Genomic DNA, 15,765 nt, shown 5'->3' on the forward strand with positions numbered 1-15,765 from the left:
GGCCGCTGGCGGCGGCTGGCGGCGGTGGCGGGCGGCGGCGGTGGCGGGCGGCGGCGGTGGCGGGCGGCGGCGGTGGCGGGCGGCGGCAGTGGCGCTGAGTGGCGGGTCGCAGTGGCACTGGCGGTGGCGGGGGGTGGTGAAGGGGAAGGTGCCCGTAGGCGGGGGTTGAGCCAGGGTGGGGCGGTAGCGTGCGCTGCGTGTGTGTTTCCGCCGACGACGCCGAGTTCACCGGCACGATCCTCTACGCGGGTCGGTGTGAGCATCCGGTGCACGGGTCGATCGAAGTGCTCGGGTACCAGAACAGCGTGGTGAATCTGGCCGTCGGGCCCAATGCGATGGTGCTGCACGTGCCCGCGGTCGGGGTGGGGCGTGAGCACTTCCTGTCGGCGGGGCGTGACGGCGCGGTGTTGAGCAGGATGGTGGATGCGGTGCGGCCGTTCGCCGTGGCGGCCGGTGGGGCGGTGGCGATGGACTGGATGGGCGGCGGCGTGGAGGTGTTCGAGCACGACGTCTACACGGTCGTGTTGGCGTCCGATCCGACGCGCATCCCGGCAGCGCTGGAGCAGGTGCCGCCGCACAAGCGGCCGCGGTTGCGGGCTGAGTTGTTCGAGTTCTATGCCGATGTCTTTCCTGGCCACACGATCGTGTTGTGTTGCTTCGACAACGTCGAGGCGCGGCGGGCGAGGCCGTTGTTGCTCTGGTATCGCCCGGTCGAGGTTGATCGGCTCGTGTTGCCCGGGCTGGACAGTCACACCGGTGGGGTTCCGGACCTCGACGCGTGGGTGCGGCCGGATCACTGGCTGCTGTTCGGCTCCCACGGGATGGGTGAGGGGTGGGGTCACCCGGTCGACCACGGCAGCACGATGCGTCACAAATTGCGGGAGTTCCTCGCCGATCGGGTGATCGGGGTGCGGTACGAGCACGAACGCATCCCCAACGGCGACTTCGTCCTCGATCGGGACGACCTCTTGCGGGGCGATCCGTCGAAGGTTCGACGGCTTCGGCCGACCGGGTGAGGACGACGAACCACGCAAGAGCAGAAATCACGCAAAAGAGCGGAAGAAATCAGAAGTAGGTGCCGCTCCAAGGGACCTCGGACACCGCGAACAGGGCGTCGGCGCGGGCGAGGGCGTCGGGGTTGACGACGTCCAGGCGACGGGCCGCGGCGAGCGTGGAGAACGAGACGTCACCCAGGTAGGTCGACCCGAGCACGTCCACGTCCACGATCAGGTCGGGGTCGTCATCGACCTTCGTCACACCCTCCGCCGTGACGCGGTACGACCCCGCGTTCTCCGGCAGGTACGCGTCACGCACCCCGAGCACCACCGGCTCGGCCGCGCGATACGTGCGAGCGGACAGGGCGGCAGGCACATCGAGCAGCCGCAGCCAAGTCTCGTCGGCCTCCTCGGCGACCCGGCACGCCCGCCGGTCACCCAGCAGCCACTCCACCGGCTCGTCCAACGGCCGGCCGAACGTCGTCACCTCCGCCACCAGGTCGACGCCCAGCAGGAACAGCCACAGGTCGGCCCACGCCTCGGCAGTGCGCGCCCACAGGTCCAGCACCGCCAACCTGGTCGGCTTGTCCTCGCTCGAGTCCTGTTCACCGGGCACGACCTTGTACACCACGTACGCGTCATCACCCGACCCGCCCGAACGGACCGCGAACTTGATGTTCTGCTCAGCCGCCACGCGCGTGAAGTTGAGGGCCCACCACGCGGGCCACCGGGCGATCGTGCCCGCACGCCCCAGCGACAGCTCCTCGAACAACCCCCGCGCGATCCGCTCCCCCGCCTCCGCCTCGACCAACCGCACCCGACCGACCGGGCGCGCGAGTGGCCCCGCCTTGCGGCGGTCGATGGTCAGGAACCGGTACCGGGTGGCGACGCCGTAGCCGTAACGGCCGTAGATGGCCGTCTCCGACGCGCGCAAGGTCGCCGCCACGTCACCCGCCGACCGCATCGCCCGGAGCTGCACCCGCTGCAACGCGCTCAGCACACCCCGACGCGTCCAGTCCGCCCTCACCCCGACCCGGCTCACGGCCGCGTGCCGCACGACGGCACCGCCCGGCACGGCCAACCGGGACGGGAACGACTGGACGGTGCCGATCATCTCCCCGTCGGCGAACGCACCGAACACGCGGCCCGGCTCGTACGACCCCCGCACGAACTCCCACTGGTCGTCCGGTGCGGGCGGGTGGTGGAGCGTGCCGCGGAACAGGCTGTGGGCGGTTCGGTACTCGGAGTCGTCCAGCACGCGGACGTCGTGGTCGGTCACCCCCGCATGGTGCCGCACAGGTCGCTCGCACGGCTAACGAGTTTCATCACACCCGAAAACACCCCACAAAAAGACGCGAGGCCACCCCGCGACCAGACGCGGGAGTGGCCTCGATCAGCACCGACCGGATTAGCCCGCGGGCTGGCCGACCTCGTACTCGCCGTCCTCGGTCTTCACGGTGATCTTGACCGTCTTCTCCTTGCCCTCGACCTTCACCTTGCACTCGAAGGTCGTGTTCGGCTTGACCTCCTGCTCGGCCGGGCAGGTCGCGCTCTCCACGTCCTTGAGCTTGTAGTCGTCCTTCAGCACGCCGACGACACCGTTCTGCACGGCCGCCTGGTCGAAGACCTTGGTGTTGAAGAACCCCGGCGCGACGAAACCGGTGATACCGACGGCCGCGACCACCAGCACGACGAGCGCCACCACGACCCACAGCACGGCGCTGGACTTCTTCGGCGGCGGCTGCTGGCCGTACTGCCCCGGCTGCCCGAACTGGCCCGGCTGCTGCCCGAACTGGCCGGGCTGACCCGGCTGGCCGAACTGCTGCCCGTACTGACCCTGCTGCGGTTGCCCGTACGGGTTCGACTGCGGGTTGTTCGGGTCGTACCCGGCGGGGTACTGCTGCGTGTACGGCTGCTGCTGGGGCTGCTGGCCCCACTGCTGCTGCGACGGGTCCGGCTGCCCGTAGGGGTTGGGCTGCTGAGCGGGGAAACCACCCGACGGCGTGCCGGGGTACCCACCACCGTAGGGCTGTTGCTGCTGGCCCCACTGCGGCTGCGGGTCGTTCCCTCCGGACGGTCCGTACGGACTGGTCATGCTCGGCCTCCGACGGTCGGTCTGGACAAGGTCTGGACGGTCTTCAACGATCTGGACAAGCTGTTCAAGGCTTGCGGGCGCGATCAAACCACAGCCACCCGCACGGTACCCACCCGCCCCGCAAAGCTTTGTCAAACGGTGGCCATCGCCACCACCCCGCGGCGCAGCGCGTCCACCGCCTTCCGGGCGGCCGCACCGACCGGATCACCGCCACCGACGACGTCCCGGATCTGGTCCAGGAAGTCGATCACCTGCCGGCACCAGCGGACGAAATCGCCCGCGCCCAGCTCGGCACCGTTCTCCTCGGCCGCGGACAGCACCTTCTCCAACGACTCGCCGCGCGCCCACCGGTACACCGCCCACGCGAACCCCGGATCGGGCTGGCGGGTGCGGTCGAGCCGGTGCCTGCGCTCGTCGTCCTCCAACTCGGCCCACAGCCGGGCCGTCGCGGTCAACGCGTCCGACACCTTGCCCGGTGGCAGCCGCGCCTCCAGCGGACCGTCCCGGCGCGCCTCGTACACCAGCGCCGACACGACCGCGGCCAGCTCCGCCGGGTCGAGGTCACGCCACACGCCGTGCCGCAGGCACTCGGCGGCCAGCAGGTCGGACTCGCTGTAGAGCCTGGTCAGCCGCTTGCCGTGCTCGGTGACCTCCTCGCCGGGCCCGTTCTCCTCGGCGTGCAGGTAGCCGCGTTCGCGCAGCAGCCCGCGGATCCGGTCGAACTCGCGCGCCAACGAGTGCGTGGTCGCGGCGACCTTGCGCTCCAGCTGCTCGGTCTCGGCCAGCAGCCGGTGGTAGCGCTCGCCCCAGCGGGCGTGTTCCTCGCGCTTCTCGCAGCCGTGGCACGGGTGCGCCCGCAACGCCCGCCGCAACGTGGCGAGTTCCGCGTCGTCGTCGGCGTTCGACCGGCGCTTGCGCATCGCGGGCGCGACGATCCCGGTGGCGCGCAACGACGCCGCCAGGTCCCGCCGCGACTTCGGCGACCGCGTGTCGACCTGCTTCGGCAGCCGCATCTTGCCCAGCACCTCGACCGGCATGGGGAAGTCCGCCGACGACAGCCGGCCCGCCCACCGGTCCTCGGTCACCACGAACGGACGCGCCTCGCCCAGCGGCTCCAGGCCGGGGTCGATCACCACGGCCAGCCCCGACCGGCGCCCGGACGGCACCGCGATCACGTCACCCTTGCGCAGCCGCTCCAACGACTGCGCCGCCTCGGCCCGCTTCGCCGAGGTGTTCTGCCGCGCCAGCGCCTTCTCCCGCTCGGCGACCCGGCGGCGCAGCGACGCGTACTCCGTGAAATCGCCGAGGTGGCACGTCATCGCCTCGGCGTAGCCGCCCAGCGCCTCCCGGTTGCGCTCGATCCGGCGGGCCAGGCCGACCACCGACCGGTCCGCCTGGAACTGGGCGAACGACTGCTCCAAAATCTCCCGGGCCGCCGCCGCGCCGAGCTGGTTCACCAGGTTGACGGCCATGTTGTAGCCGGGCCGGAACGACGACCGCAGCGGGTACGTGCGGGTGGACGCCAGGCCGCCGACCGCCTTCGGGTCGACACCGGGCTGCCACACCACCACCGCGTGACCCTCGACGTCGATGCCGCGCCGTCCGGCACGGCCGGTGAGCTGGGTGTACTCGCCGGGCGTGAGGTCGACGTGCGCCTCGCCGTTGTACTTGACCAGCTTCTCCAGCACGACGGTGCGCGCGGGCATGTTGATGCCCAGAGCCAGGGTCTCGGTGGCGAACACGACCTTCACCAGGCCGCGGACGAACAGCTCCTCGACGGTCTCCTTGAACGCGGGCAGCAGACCGGCGTGGTGGCTGGCGATGCCGCGTTCCAGCGCTTCGCGCCACTCCCAGTAGCCCAGCACCATCAGGTCGCCCTGCGGCAGGTCCTTGGTCTTCTCCTCGATGACCTCGCGGATCTGCTCGACCTCGTCGGTGGAGTTGAGCCGCAGCCCTGCCCGCACGCACTGCAGCACGGCCGCGTCACAGCCCGCGCGGCTGAACACGAAGTCGATGGCGGGCAGCAGGCCCGCGCCGTCGAGCCGCTGCACGATGTCGACCCGGGACGGCGGCTTGAAGCCCGAGCCGCGCGGCGGACGACCCCGCTGGTCCTTGTTGTTGCGGTTGCGGCTCCACGGCACGTGGAAGCGGGACAGGTCGTCGGTGTGGCGCAGCAGCTGCGGGTTGATCCGGGCGTGGCCGTCCGGGCCCTCGCCCGCGAACAGGTCCATCATCCGGCCGCCCGCCAGCATGTGCTGCCACAGCGGCACGGGCCGGTGCTCGTCCACCACGACGGTGGTGTCGCCGCGCACCTCGACCAGCCACTCGCCGAACTCCTCGGCGTTGCTGACGGTGGCGGACAGGCCGACCAGCCGCACCGACTCGGGCAGGTGCAGGATCACTTCCTCCCACACCGGGCCGCGGAACCGGTCGGCGAGGTAGTGGATCTCGTCCATCACCACGTAGGCGAGGGTGTTCAGCGTCGAGGAGCCCGCGTACAGCATGTTGCGCAGCACCTCGGTGGTCATCACGACGATCGGCGCGTCGCCGTTGACCGAGGTGTCGCCGGTGAGCAGGCCGACCTTGTTCGCGCCGTAGCGGGCGACGAGGTCGGCGTACTTCTGGTTCGACAAGGCTTTGATCGGGGTGGTGTAGAAGCACTTGCGGCCCTCGGACAGGGCCAGGTGCACGGCGAACTCGCCGACCACGGTCTTGCCGGCACCGGTGGGCGCGCAGACCAGCACGCCGTGCCCGTCCTCCAGCGCCTCGCAGGCGCGTTGCTGGAACGGGTCGAGTTCGAACGAGATGACCCCCAGGAAGTCGGCCAGCTGAGGCCGGGTGGAGCGGCGGCGGAAGTCCGCGTACGAGTCGGCCGGAGACCGCGGAGTGCTTGACACCTGTCCAGGCTGTCATACGGGACCGACAAAATCGCTTCAGATCCGCACCGGAAACCGGAACCTCTCTTTCAATCAACACTGAAGTTATAAAGACCACAGGGGTCGACCATGGGGCACACTCGTGCCCCGTGGAGGCGATTCCGTTGGCGGAGGGCGACCTGCGGTGGGTGTTCCCGGACCTGGTCGAGGTCGACCCGGTGCTGGCCGTGCTGCGGCTGGCCGCCGTCCGGGTCGAGCGGCTCGCCGGTCACCTGGGCGGACCGGGCACGGGCCTGGTGTTCGACCACCTGCCCGGCGCGCCCTACGCGGGGTTGTCGGCCCGCGCCGAGATCGAGGAACTGGCCTTCGACGTGCACGTTTCACTGCCCCGCGACCCGCACCGCAACGTGCTCAGGTCACCGCCGCCGTGGCAGGTGGAGGGTGAGATCTCGGTGCGCTGCGACGCGATCCGGGATTGCGGCAGGCACGAGATCGAGACCCTCGAATCGGCGCACGGCACACCGCTGGACGCGGCCAACGGGGTGCTCGCCGTCACCGGGTGGCTGTTCGACCGGGGCACGACCGAACCACGCGGCTCGTGGCGCAGGCGGGACGTGCTCAGCCGGCACCGGTGACGGCCGTCAACGCCCCCGGAACGCACGTGGTCGTCAACGGCATCCCGCTCAGGCGTTCGCCGTCGGCGTAAGCCACCCAGGACGGCCCGGACAGCCGTGCGGAACGCGCCCGGAGGGTCCGCACGGCGGGGTGGTCCACGTGGCGCCCGGTGCGCAGCGTGGGCAGCATCCGCAGCAGGGTGCGCCGTGGCGCGGCACGCACCACGGTCAGGTCGAACAGGCCGTCGGTCACCGAGGCGTCCGGGCACACCGGGATGCCGCCGCCGTAGCTGGTCGTGTTGCCGACCGCGACCAGCAGCGCGTCCAGTTCCAGCACGTCGTCCTCGGTCTCCACGACCAGCCGCCGCGGTCGCAGCGCGGCCAGCTCGGCCAGGATCGCCAGGTCGTAGCGACGGGGTCCGGCGGGCCAGCGCATCGCGTTCGCCCGCTCGTTGACCGCGGAGTCGAACCCCGCGCACAGCACGGTGGCGAACCAGGGACCGTTCTCCACGCGCCCGAGGTCGTAGTCGGCGCGGGTGCCCTCGCACAACGCGGTGACGACGTCGTCCACCGAGGTGGTGCCCAAGGCGGTGGCCAGGTCGTTCCCGGTGCCGGCGGGCACCACGGCGAGTGCGGTCGGGGACTCCGCGCACGCCTGCACCGCCAGGTGCGCACCCCCGTCGCCGCCGAGGACCACGAGCACGTCCACGCCGTCGTCGACCGCCCGGCGTGCGGCCGCGGCCGTGCCCTCGGCGGTGGGTGCGACGTGCAGGTCGAGCCGGTCGACCACGGCCCGCAGCCGTTCGGCGACGGTGCCCGCCATGCGCGCGGCCCTGCCCTTGCCCGAGGCGGGGCACACCAGCAGGGCCGCCCGCGTTGACGTCGACATGGTCGGGAAGCCTACAAAGGCTTCACCTCATCGAGTGATCTCGCTCAGGTCACGTCGTCGTAGCGCACGCGGCCGGGCGCCTCGGGCGCCGGATCGGGGGCGGGCACCGGTTCGGGCGACGGTTCCTCGACCGCGGACGGCGTGTACTCGAACGGCGCGGCCACGTCGTCGGGGATGTCGTCGAGGCCCTCGGCCTTGCGCCTGCGCTCGACCCGCTTGTCGTGCACGCGGGCGATCTGGATGGCCAGCTCGAACAGCAGCACGAGCGCCACGGCCAGCGCGACCATGGAGATCGGGTCGGTGCCCGGGGTGGCGATCGCGGCGAAGATGAACAGGCCGAACACGATGCCGCGCCGCCACTTGTTCAGCTTCTCGTAGCTGACCACGCCGACCTGGTTGAGCATCACCACGATCAGCGGCAGCTCGAAGCTCACCCCGAAGATCAGCAGCAACACCAGCACGAAGCTGACGTACTCGCCCGCGGTCAACGCGGTGATGAACTGCTCGTCACCGAAGCCGACCAGCACCGCCAGGCCCTGCGGCACGACGTAGAACGCCAGCGTGGCGCCCGCGACGAACAGCACCGAGGCGATCGCCACGAACACGACGGCGAAGCGCCGCTCCTTGGCGTACAGGCCCGGCGAGATGAACCGCCACACCTGGTAGAGCCACAGCGGCGCGGTCAACGCCATGCCCGCGCCGGCGCCGACCTTCAGCCGGATCATGAAGACCTCGAACGGCTTGGTCTGCAGCAGCTGGCAGCCCTTGCCCTCCTGGGTGAGCCGCTGCGTCTCCGGGATCTCGCAATACGGGGTGACGACGATGTCACCGAGGCTGGGCAGGCCGAACGGGCGCCAGCCCCACCAGATGAAGCCGAAGATCGCGCCGGCCACGATGAACAGCAGCGCCAACCCCAGCCGGTGCCGGAGGTCGTAGAGGTGGTCCTTCAACGACATGGTGCCGTCCGGGTTGCCCCGACGACTGGTGATCTTGCGGCGCTCCCGGCGCTGGGCCCACCACCGGACCGGACTTGCCCCCACCGTGCGGACCGTCCTTAGGCTCTCGTTGACGCGGCTCTAGTTGGTGTTCTGCTTGTTCTGCAGGTTCTGCGCCGACTGCTCGATGGGCGGCGCCACCTGCGGCTGCACCGGCTGCGCGACGGGCTGGGCGACCTGCTGCGGCTGCGCGACCGGCTGCTGGGCCACCTGCGGCTGGGCGGGAGGCAGCTGCTGCGGCGCGGGCGCCTGCTGGGCGGTGGTGCCGGCCTGGTTCTGCTGCGGGTCGTCCTCGCTGCGCAGGCCCTTGGTCTCGGCCTTGAGGATCTTCGCCGAACGGCCGATGGAGCGCGCCATGTCGGGCAGCTTCTTCGCGCCGAACAGCAGGATGATCACCACGGCGATGATGATCAGCTCGGTTGGTCCGAGGTTAGGCACGGTTGTCCTCCTGTCTCCCCCGGTCCACCGATGGTACGCGGGGCTTGCCCTCGCGGGCGTGATCCGGACGCCGTTCGGCGATGGCCACCCCGAGCGCGGCGTACCGCGCCCGCAGCAGACCGACGCCATCGCCGACCCTGTCACCCACCAGAGTGCTTGCGGCACGGAAGCGACGCAAGGATCGGAGGACTCGGACCGCGATCAGGGCGAGCACGACCACCCCGAGGACGATCAGCGCCAGGCTCGGCAAGTACGGCACGGCACCACCGTACTTGCCTTAGGTTGCCGGGAGGTGATCCGCCCGGCGCAACGCCGCCTCGGCCTGTCGGGCGACCTCGGCCACCAGGTCGGGCGGTTGCTCGACGTGCGCTTCGCCGCCCAACCCGAGCAGCAGTCGCACCATCCAGGCGGTGTCGGCGTAGCGCATGAGCACCCTGGCCCGGCCCTCGGGCAGCTCGACGAGGCCGTCCGTCGGGTAGTACTCGGCCACCCAGCGGGCGTCCGGTTCGAGCACCAGCACCGCGGTCCGCTGCGACGGGTCCGGCTGGAACAACCCCTCCGACGTGTCGGTGGGCGTGGCGTGCGGCGGCGGCGCGGCGGGCTCGTCCAGCACGTCGACGGCGTCGATCCGGTCGAGCCGGAACAGCCGCACGCCGTCGGCCGCGCGGCACCACGCTTCCAGGTAGCTGCGGCCTTCCACGAGCAGCATCCGCATCGGGTCCACGACCCGTCCGGTGATCTCGTCCCGTGACGGCGTGTAATAGCGCAGGTACAGGGCGCGGTTGCGCAGGACGCCGTCGGACACGGTGTCGCGCACGCGGGACGTCTCGGGTGCCTCCCGCAGGGCCAGGCCGACGGCGACACCGGCGGGCTGCGCCTGGCCGACGGCGGCCTCGATCTTGGCCACCGCGCGTTGCACCGCGTCCTGGTCGGCCACGCCGGGTGTCTCGACCAGCGCGCGCAGCGCCACCAGCAGCGACGTCGCCTCCGCCGCGGTCAACCGCAGCGGGCGGCTCATGCCCGCGTCGAACGTGACGGTGACCGTGTCGCCCTCGAAGGACAGGTCGATCAGGTCACCGGGGCCGTAGCCGGGCAGGCCGCACATCCACAGCAACTCGAGGTCCTTGCGGATCTGCTTGGGCGTGACCTCGAAGTCGGCGGCGACCTCGTCGATCGGGATGCCGGGCCGGGCCAGCAGGTAGGGCACGAGGGCGAGCAGCCGGGGCAGCCGGTCGGCGGCGGCGTTCACGCGCGCACCCCCGCACCGCGCAGCGCGCCGAGCAGCTTCTCCCGCACCGTCTTGGCCAGCACTTCCGGTTCCAGCACCACCACGTCCGGGCCGAAGCCCGCGATCCACCCGGCGGCCGAGTCGGGGAACCTCAGCTCGATCTCCAGCACGTCACCCGGTTCGCCGTCGAAGTCGCGTGCGCCGACGACCTTCGCCCGCCGGCGCACGCCCTGCGCCCGTCCCTCGGCCACCCACAGCTTGGCGGTGGCGGGCGGCTGGTCGGCGGCGGGCTGGTTGCGGACCACGAACGACAGCAGGTCGAACTGGTCGGGCCTGCGCACCTCGCCCGCCTTGCCGATCGCGCGGACGTCGCCGACGATCCGGGACAGCCGGAAGCAGCGGGGCGCGTCGCGGTCGCGGTCGTGCCCGACGAGGTACCACCGGCCGCGCCAGGCGACCACGCCCCACGGCTCGACCGTGCGGGTGCGCACCTCGACGGGCACCGGGCGGCGGTAGTCGAACTCGACCACGCGGGCCTCCTGCACGGCCGCGAGCAGCGGCGGGAACGCCGGTTCGCTGGTGCGGACCTTCGGCTCGACCGGCACGTGCACGTCCTGGTCGACGTCGACGCCCGCGGCGCGGAGCTTGATCAGCGCGCCGTGCGCGGCGCCGGTGAACTGCGGCGAGTCCCACAGCCGGGCGGCCAGCGCCACGGCGGCGGCCTCGTCCGGTTCCAGGTCGATGTCGCCCAGCTCGTAGTCGCGGCGGGCGATGCGGTAACCGTCGACCGCGTCGAACCCCTGGCCGCGGCCGGTCTCCAGCGGCACGCCGAGGTCGCGCAGCTCGGTCTTGTCGCGTTCGAACATGCGGAAGAACGCCTCGTCCGTCGCGGCGTCGTTATAGCCGGGGACGATGGCGCGGATGCGCTCGGCGGTCAGGTACTGCCGGGTCGAGAGCAGGCACAGCACCAGGTTGACGAGCCGTTCGGCACGTGCGATGGCCACACCGGAACCCTAACCCCGGACGAACACCGGATGACGCCATCCCCGCCTTCACTGCGGGTGAATGGTCCATTCAGCCGATTGCCGGACCCGGTGACGCCCGGGTCCGACGGCCGGCGCGCCGGTCCTGAGCGTTGAACACAGGTGCGCTGAACGTTGGACTCACGCGCCGTGAACGTTGGACTCTCGCGCTCCCGACGTACGACTCTCGCGTTCTGAGCGTTCAACTCGGGGGTCCTGGGCGTAGGACACGCGCGTTCGGAAGGTAGGACACGCGGGGCGGTGGCCCGACTTAGCCCTCGCTGAGAGCGCCCTCGGGCAGCTCGGGCTGCAGCCAGATCGGCCGCCAGTCGGGCAGCTCGTGGAACCGGCGCAGCTCCGCCACGCCCGACAGCCAACCGGCCCACGCGCCGTACGGCGGCTGACCGGTGTCGAAGCCGCTCTGCACGAACGTCAGCCGGGTGCCGCCGCCGGACTCGGCCAGTTCCCAGGTCGACACCATGCCGCCCCAGTCGATGCCCATCCGCTTGCCGGGCTCGAAGTCGACCACCTTCGCGGGCCGCGGGTTGGCCTCGAAGCCGCCCATGGCGACCCGGCCGCCCTCCCACGCCTCGATGTCGATCTTCACGCCGAACCACCGCGTGTACTGCTCGGCGTCGACCAGCGAGTGCGCCACCGCGTCCACGGGCGCGTCGATGTGCACCTCGCCGCGCATCTCGGTGGTGCTGAAGTCCACCATCGGCGTGAGCGGGCGGCCCTCGACGTGGTCGACCAGGTTGGACAGCGACAGGCCCCACCAGGTGGCCAGGTAGCCGAGCACGGTGGTCGACACGACGGCCACGTCCCCCGAAGAAGGCCCGGACCACCCGGTCCGGGCCTCTCTCCGGCTCTCTGCCCCTACAGGGACGAGATCAGCCGCTCCACGCGTTCGTCCACCGCGCGGAACGGGTCCTTGCACAGCACGGTCCGCTGCGCCTGGTCGTTGAGCTTGAGGTGCACCCAGTCGACGGTGAAGTCACGGCCCGCGGCCTGCGCGGCGGCGATGAAGTCACCGCGCAGCTTGGCCCGCGTGGTCTGCGGCGGGGTGTCCTTGGCGGCCTCGATCTCGCCGTCGTCGGTGACCCTTTCCACCTGGTCCTTGCGCTGGAGCAGGTCGAAGATGCCCCGGCCGCGCCGGATGTCGTGGTAGGCGAGGTCGAGCTGGGCGATGCGCGGGTTGGACAGGTCCATGTCGTGCTTGGCCTGGTAGCGCTCCATCAGCCGGTACTTGATGGCCCAGTCGATCTCGCGGTCGATCTTGGACAGGTCTTCCGACGCGACCGCGTCCAACGTGCGGCCCCACAGCTCCAGCACCCGTTCCGCCATGGGGTCGGGCGCGCGCTTGGCCACGTGCTCCACCGCGCGCTCGTAGTACTCGCGCTGGATGTCCAGCGCCGAGGCCTCCTTGCCGCCCGCCAGCCGCACGGTGCGCCTGCCGGTCAGGTCGTGGCTGATCTCGCGGATCGCGCGGATCGGGTTGTCCAGGCTGAAGTCGCGGAACTGCACGCCCTGCTCGATCATCTCCAGCACGAGGTTGGCGCTGCCCACCTTGAGCAGCGTGGTCACCTCGGACATGTTCGAGTCGCCGACGATGACGTGGAGCCTGCGGTAGCGCTCGGCGTCGGCGTGCGGCTCGTCGCGGGTGTTGATGATCGGGCGGGACCGGGTGGTGGCGCTGGACACGCCCTCCCAGATGTGCTCGGCCCGCTGCGACAGGCAGTAGACCGCTCCGCGCGGCGTCTGGAGCACCTTGCCCGCGCCGCAGATGAGCTGCCTGGTCACCAGGAACGGCAGCAGGACGTCGGCGATGCGGGAGAACTCCCCCGCCCGCGCGACCAGGTAGTTCTCGTGGCAACCGTAGGAGTTGCCCGCGGAGTCGGTGTTGTTCTTGAACAGGAAGATATCGCCCCCGATGCCCTCGTCGGCGAGCCTGCGCTCGGCGTCGACGAGCAGGTCTTCGAGGATCCGCTCACCAGCCTTGTCATGCGTGACCAGCTGGGCGAGGTCGTCGCACTCCGCGGTCGCGTACTCCGGGTGCGAGCCCACGTCCAGGTAGAGCCGAGAGCCGTTGCGCAGGAAGACGTTCGACGAGCGTCCCCACGAGACGACCCGGCGGAACAGATAACGCGCGACCTCATCCGGGGACAGCCTGCGCTGCCCGTGGAAGGTGCAGGTCACCCCGAACTCAGTCTCAATGCCGAAGATCCGCCGCTGCATCCCTCAACAGTAGGCGCATTCGGAGCTTTCCTCAGTGATCCAATCGGGCGTCACGCCGATTTCGCGGATAACGTTCTCGTGTGCTCCGACGAGTGAACCGCCTGGACCTGGCCATGATGCGGCGTTCCGGGGCGCTGCGCGCCTCCCCGGTGGACGAGGGGATGAAGACACTTTCGCGCGCCGCCAACCACAGCCTGTTGTGGCTGGCGGTCGCGGGTGTGCTGGCGGCGCGCAAAGGGGTGACGCGGCGGGCGGCGCTGCGCGGGGTGGCGGCGATCGGGGGCGCGAGCTTCAGCGCGAGCCTGGTCGCGAAGCGCCTGTTCCCGCGCCGCAGGCCGGCGGCCGACCTGCTGCTCGTGCCCAGGCGGCTGACCAGGCGTCCCACGTCGTCGTCGTTCCCGTCCGGGCACGCGGCGTCGGCGGCGGCGTTCACCACGGCGGTGGCGATGGAGTCGTCCGCGTTGGCGGCGGCGATCGCGCCGGTCGCCGCGGCGGTGGCGTACTCGCGGGTGCACACGGGCGTGCACTGGCCGTCGGACGTGGCCGCCGGAGCCGCGATCGGCGCCGGTGCGGCCCTGCTGACCAGGCGCTGGTGGCCGCTGGGGCGAACCGAGCCCGCGTCGGCGCGCGAGCACCGGGCGGTGGAGGCGCTGGTCGACGGCGAGGGCCTGGTGGTCGTGGTGAACCCGAGCGCGGGCCTGGGCGGGGACGACCCGACGGACCAGCTCGTGCAGGAATGGCCGAAAGCCACGATCGTGGGAATCGAGGATCTCGACACGGTGATCGCCGATCACGGTCCGCACGCACTGGGGGTGGCGGGCGGTGACGGGTCGGTGGCGGCGGTCGCGGCGCTGGCGGCGGCGCACCGGTTGCCGCTGGTCCTGGTGCCGGCCGGGACGCTGAACCACTTCGCGCGGGACGTGGGCGTGCAGGGGCTGGACGACACCGCGCGGGCGGTCGCGGACGGTGACGGCGTGCTGGTGGACCTGGCCGCGGTGTCCGTGGACGGCGCCGGACCGCGCTGGTTCGTCAACACCGCGAGCCTCGGCGGCTACCCCGACATGGTGCGGCTCAGGGAGAAGTTGCAGGACAAGTGGGGCAAGTGGCCGGCGGCGGCGATCGCGCTGGCCCGGGTGCTGCGCACGTCGCGACCGCTGCGGGTCGAGCTGAACGGCGAGCCGCAGCTGGTCTGGATGCTGTTCGTCGGCAACGGCCCGTACCGGCCCAAGGGCTTCGCGCCGACCATGCGGCCCGCCCTCGACGCGGGCCTGATGGACGTGCGGTACATCCGCGCCGACACCCGGTTCTCGCGGGCGCGGTTCTTCCTCGGCGCCCTGCTCGGCTCGCTGCACCGCAGCCGCACCTACCGGCACCTGGAGACGCGGTGGCTGGACGTGCGGCTGCTCGACGGCGAGGTGGCGATCGCGACGGACGGCGAGGTCGGCCCCACCGGGTCCACGTTCGAGTTCCGCTCCCGGCCCGCCGCCCTGGCCGTCTACCGACCCCGCGGATAAGGTTGACTCCGTCAACAGTTCTGTTGAGGGAGTCAACGATGACGGTCGCCGACGTCCGCGCGTTCAACCGCTTCTACACCGGCGTGATCGGCGTGCTCGACCGGAGCTACCTGTCCTCGCCGTACTCGCTGACCGAGGTGAGGGTGCTGTTCGAGCTGGCCGCGGGCCCGTGCGAGGTGCCGGACCTGCGGACGGCGCTGTCGTTGGACGCCGGCTACCTCAGCCGCATCCTGACCGCCTTCGAGCGCGACGGCCTGGTCACCCGCACCGCGTCCACGCGGGACGCGCGCCGCCAAGTCGTCGCCCCGACCCCGCGTGGTGAGTCGGTGTTCGCCGAGCTCAACGCCCGTTCGGACGCGGAGGTCGGCGCGCTGCTGGAGCGCGTGCCGCCGGCGGACCGCGCCGAGCTGGTGGCGTCGATGCGCAAGATCGAACGCGTGCTCACCGACACGCCCCGGTCGTACCTGCTGCGGCCGTTGCGACCGGGCGACCTCGGCTGGGTGGTGAACCGGCACGGGGTGCGGTACGCCGAGGAGTGCGGCTTCGACCAGACCTTCGAGGCCATGGTCGCGCGGATCGCGGGCGAGTACGTGGAGCACCACCTGCCGGACCGCGAGGCGGCGTGGATCGCCGAGGTCGACGGAGAGCCGGCCGGGTCGATCTTCTGCGTGCGGGTGGACGACCGGACGGCGAAGCTGCGGATGCTGCTCGTGGAACCGGCCGCCCGGGGCCTGGGCATCGGTGCCCGGCTGGTGGACGAGTGCGTGCGCTTCGCCCGCCGTGCCGGGTACGAGCGGATGGTGCTGTGGACCGTGGCCGGGCTGGCGGCGTCGCGGCACCTGTACGAGAAGGTCGGTTTCACGA

The 15,765-nt window shown here is 71.4% G+C and carries 15 protein-coding genes; 4 read left to right on the plus strand and 11 right to left on the minus strand.

The annotated features are described in order from the left end of the window. The first annotated feature begins 197 nt into the window (after window positions 1–197). Entirely contained in the window at window positions 198–1,016 is an 819-nt protein-coding gene (locus A6A25_RS32395) for a hypothetical protein (RefSeq protein WP_073896765.1), read from the plus strand. A 49-nt stretch (window positions 1,017–1,065) separates the two neighbouring features. Here the strand turns inward: A6A25_RS32395 and A6A25_RS32400 are convergent, their stop codons facing one another. The 3 genes from A6A25_RS32400 to A6A25_RS32410 all read right to left on the minus strand — a co-directional run bounded on the left by A6A25_RS32400 (window position 1,066) and on the right by A6A25_RS32410 (window position 5,987). Beyond that, window positions 1,066–2,274 (minus strand): GNAT family N-acetyltransferase, encoded by a 1,209-nt coding sequence (locus A6A25_RS32400; protein ID WP_073896766.1) that lies wholly within the window; start codon window positions 2,272–2,274, stop codon window positions 1,066–1,068. Window positions 2,275–2,403: 129 nt separating this feature from the next. Then, window positions 2,404–3,090, minus strand: a complete 687-nt coding sequence (locus tag A6A25_RS32405) for a DUF4333 domain-containing protein (protein ID WP_073896768.1) — start codon at window positions 3,088–3,090, stop codon at window positions 2,404–2,406. Between the two features lie 131 nt (window positions 3,091–3,221). Next, window positions 3,222–5,987 carry a DEAD/DEAH box helicase gene (locus tag A6A25_RS32410; protein WP_073896769.1) on the minus strand — a complete coding sequence of 922 codons (2,766 nt, stop codon included), beginning with the start codon at window positions 5,985–5,987 and terminating at the stop codon, window positions 3,222–3,224. Window positions 5,988–6,115: 128 nt separating this feature from the next. Between A6A25_RS32410 and A6A25_RS32415 the strand changes: the two genes are divergently transcribed. Next, window positions 6,116–6,601, plus strand: a complete 486-nt coding sequence (locus A6A25_RS32415) for a hypothetical protein (protein WP_073896771.1) — start codon at window positions 6,116–6,118, stop codon at window positions 6,599–6,601. Here A6A25_RS32415 and A6A25_RS32420 read toward each other — a convergent pair. From A6A25_RS32420 to pafA, 8 genes are all read right to left on the minus strand, one after another. Further along, window positions 6,585–7,469, minus strand: a complete 885-nt coding sequence (locus A6A25_RS32420; protein ID WP_073896772.1) for a diacylglycerol/lipid kinase family protein — start codon at window positions 7,467–7,469, stop codon at window positions 6,585–6,587. The genes A6A25_RS32415 and A6A25_RS32420 overlap by 17 nt on opposite strands. 44 nt (window positions 7,470–7,513) lie before the next feature. After that, window positions 7,514–8,425 carry a twin-arginine translocase subunit TatC gene (tatC, locus tag A6A25_RS32425; RefSeq protein ID WP_083668856.1) on the minus strand — a complete coding sequence of 304 codons (912 nt, stop codon included), beginning with the start codon at window positions 8,423–8,425 and terminating at the stop codon, window positions 7,514–7,516. Window positions 8,426–8,545: 120 nt separating this feature from the next. Beyond that, window positions 8,546–8,902, minus strand: coding sequence for a Sec-independent protein translocase subunit TatA (tatA, locus tag A6A25_RS32430; protein WP_073896775.1), 357 nt, complete (start codon window positions 8,900–8,902; stop codon window positions 8,546–8,548). Next, window positions 8,895–9,161: a bacteriophage holin gene (locus A6A25_RS32435; protein ID WP_073896777.1), complete on the minus strand. Its 267-nt coding sequence runs from the start codon at window positions 9,159–9,161 to the stop codon at window positions 8,895–8,897. Before A6A25_RS32435 ends, tatA begins: the two co-directional genes overlap by 8 nt. A gap of 18 nt (window positions 9,162–9,179) precedes the next feature. Next, window positions 9,180–10,151 (minus strand): helix-turn-helix transcriptional regulator, encoded by a 972-nt coding sequence (locus A6A25_RS32440; RefSeq protein ID WP_073896778.1) that lies wholly within the window; start codon window positions 10,149–10,151, stop codon window positions 9,180–9,182. Then, window positions 10,148–11,134, minus strand: coding sequence for a helix-turn-helix transcriptional regulator (locus A6A25_RS32445; protein WP_073896780.1), 987 nt, complete (start codon window positions 11,132–11,134; stop codon window positions 10,148–10,150). Before A6A25_RS32445 ends, A6A25_RS32440 begins: the two co-directional genes overlap by 4 nt. A 289-nt stretch (window positions 11,135–11,423) precedes the next feature. Beyond that, the gene (locus A6A25_RS32450; protein ID WP_241829027.1) at window positions 11,424–11,963 is read right to left on the minus strand and encodes an SRPBCC family protein; all 540 of its coding nucleotides are present in this window, start codon (window positions 11,961–11,963) and stop codon (window positions 11,424–11,426) included. Window positions 11,964–12,028: 65 nt separating this feature from the next. Further along, entirely contained in the window at window positions 12,029–13,387 is a 1,359-nt protein-coding gene (gene pafA / locus A6A25_RS32455) for a Pup--protein ligase (RefSeq protein WP_053716655.1), read from the minus strand. Between the two features lie 80 nt (window positions 13,388–13,467). Here pafA and A6A25_RS32460 point away from each other — a divergent pair, with 80 nt between their 5' ends. Further along, on the plus strand, window positions 13,468–14,901 hold the full coding sequence (locus A6A25_RS32460) for a bifunctional phosphatase PAP2/diacylglycerol kinase family protein (protein ID WP_241829028.1): 1,434 nt from the start codon (window positions 13,468–13,470) through the stop codon (window positions 14,899–14,901). A 38-nt stretch (window positions 14,902–14,939) separates the two neighbouring features. Further along, window positions 14,940–15,765, plus strand: an 826-nt coding sequence (locus A6A25_RS32465; RefSeq protein WP_241829029.1) for a bifunctional helix-turn-helix transcriptional regulator/GNAT family N-acetyltransferase, incomplete at its 3' end; no start/stop codon positions are given.

Origin of the sequence: Saccharothrix sp. CB00851, from assembly GCF_001905065.1 — a bacterium.
Lineage (GTDB): Bacteria > Actinomycetota > Actinomycetes > Mycobacteriales > Pseudonocardiaceae > Actinosynnema.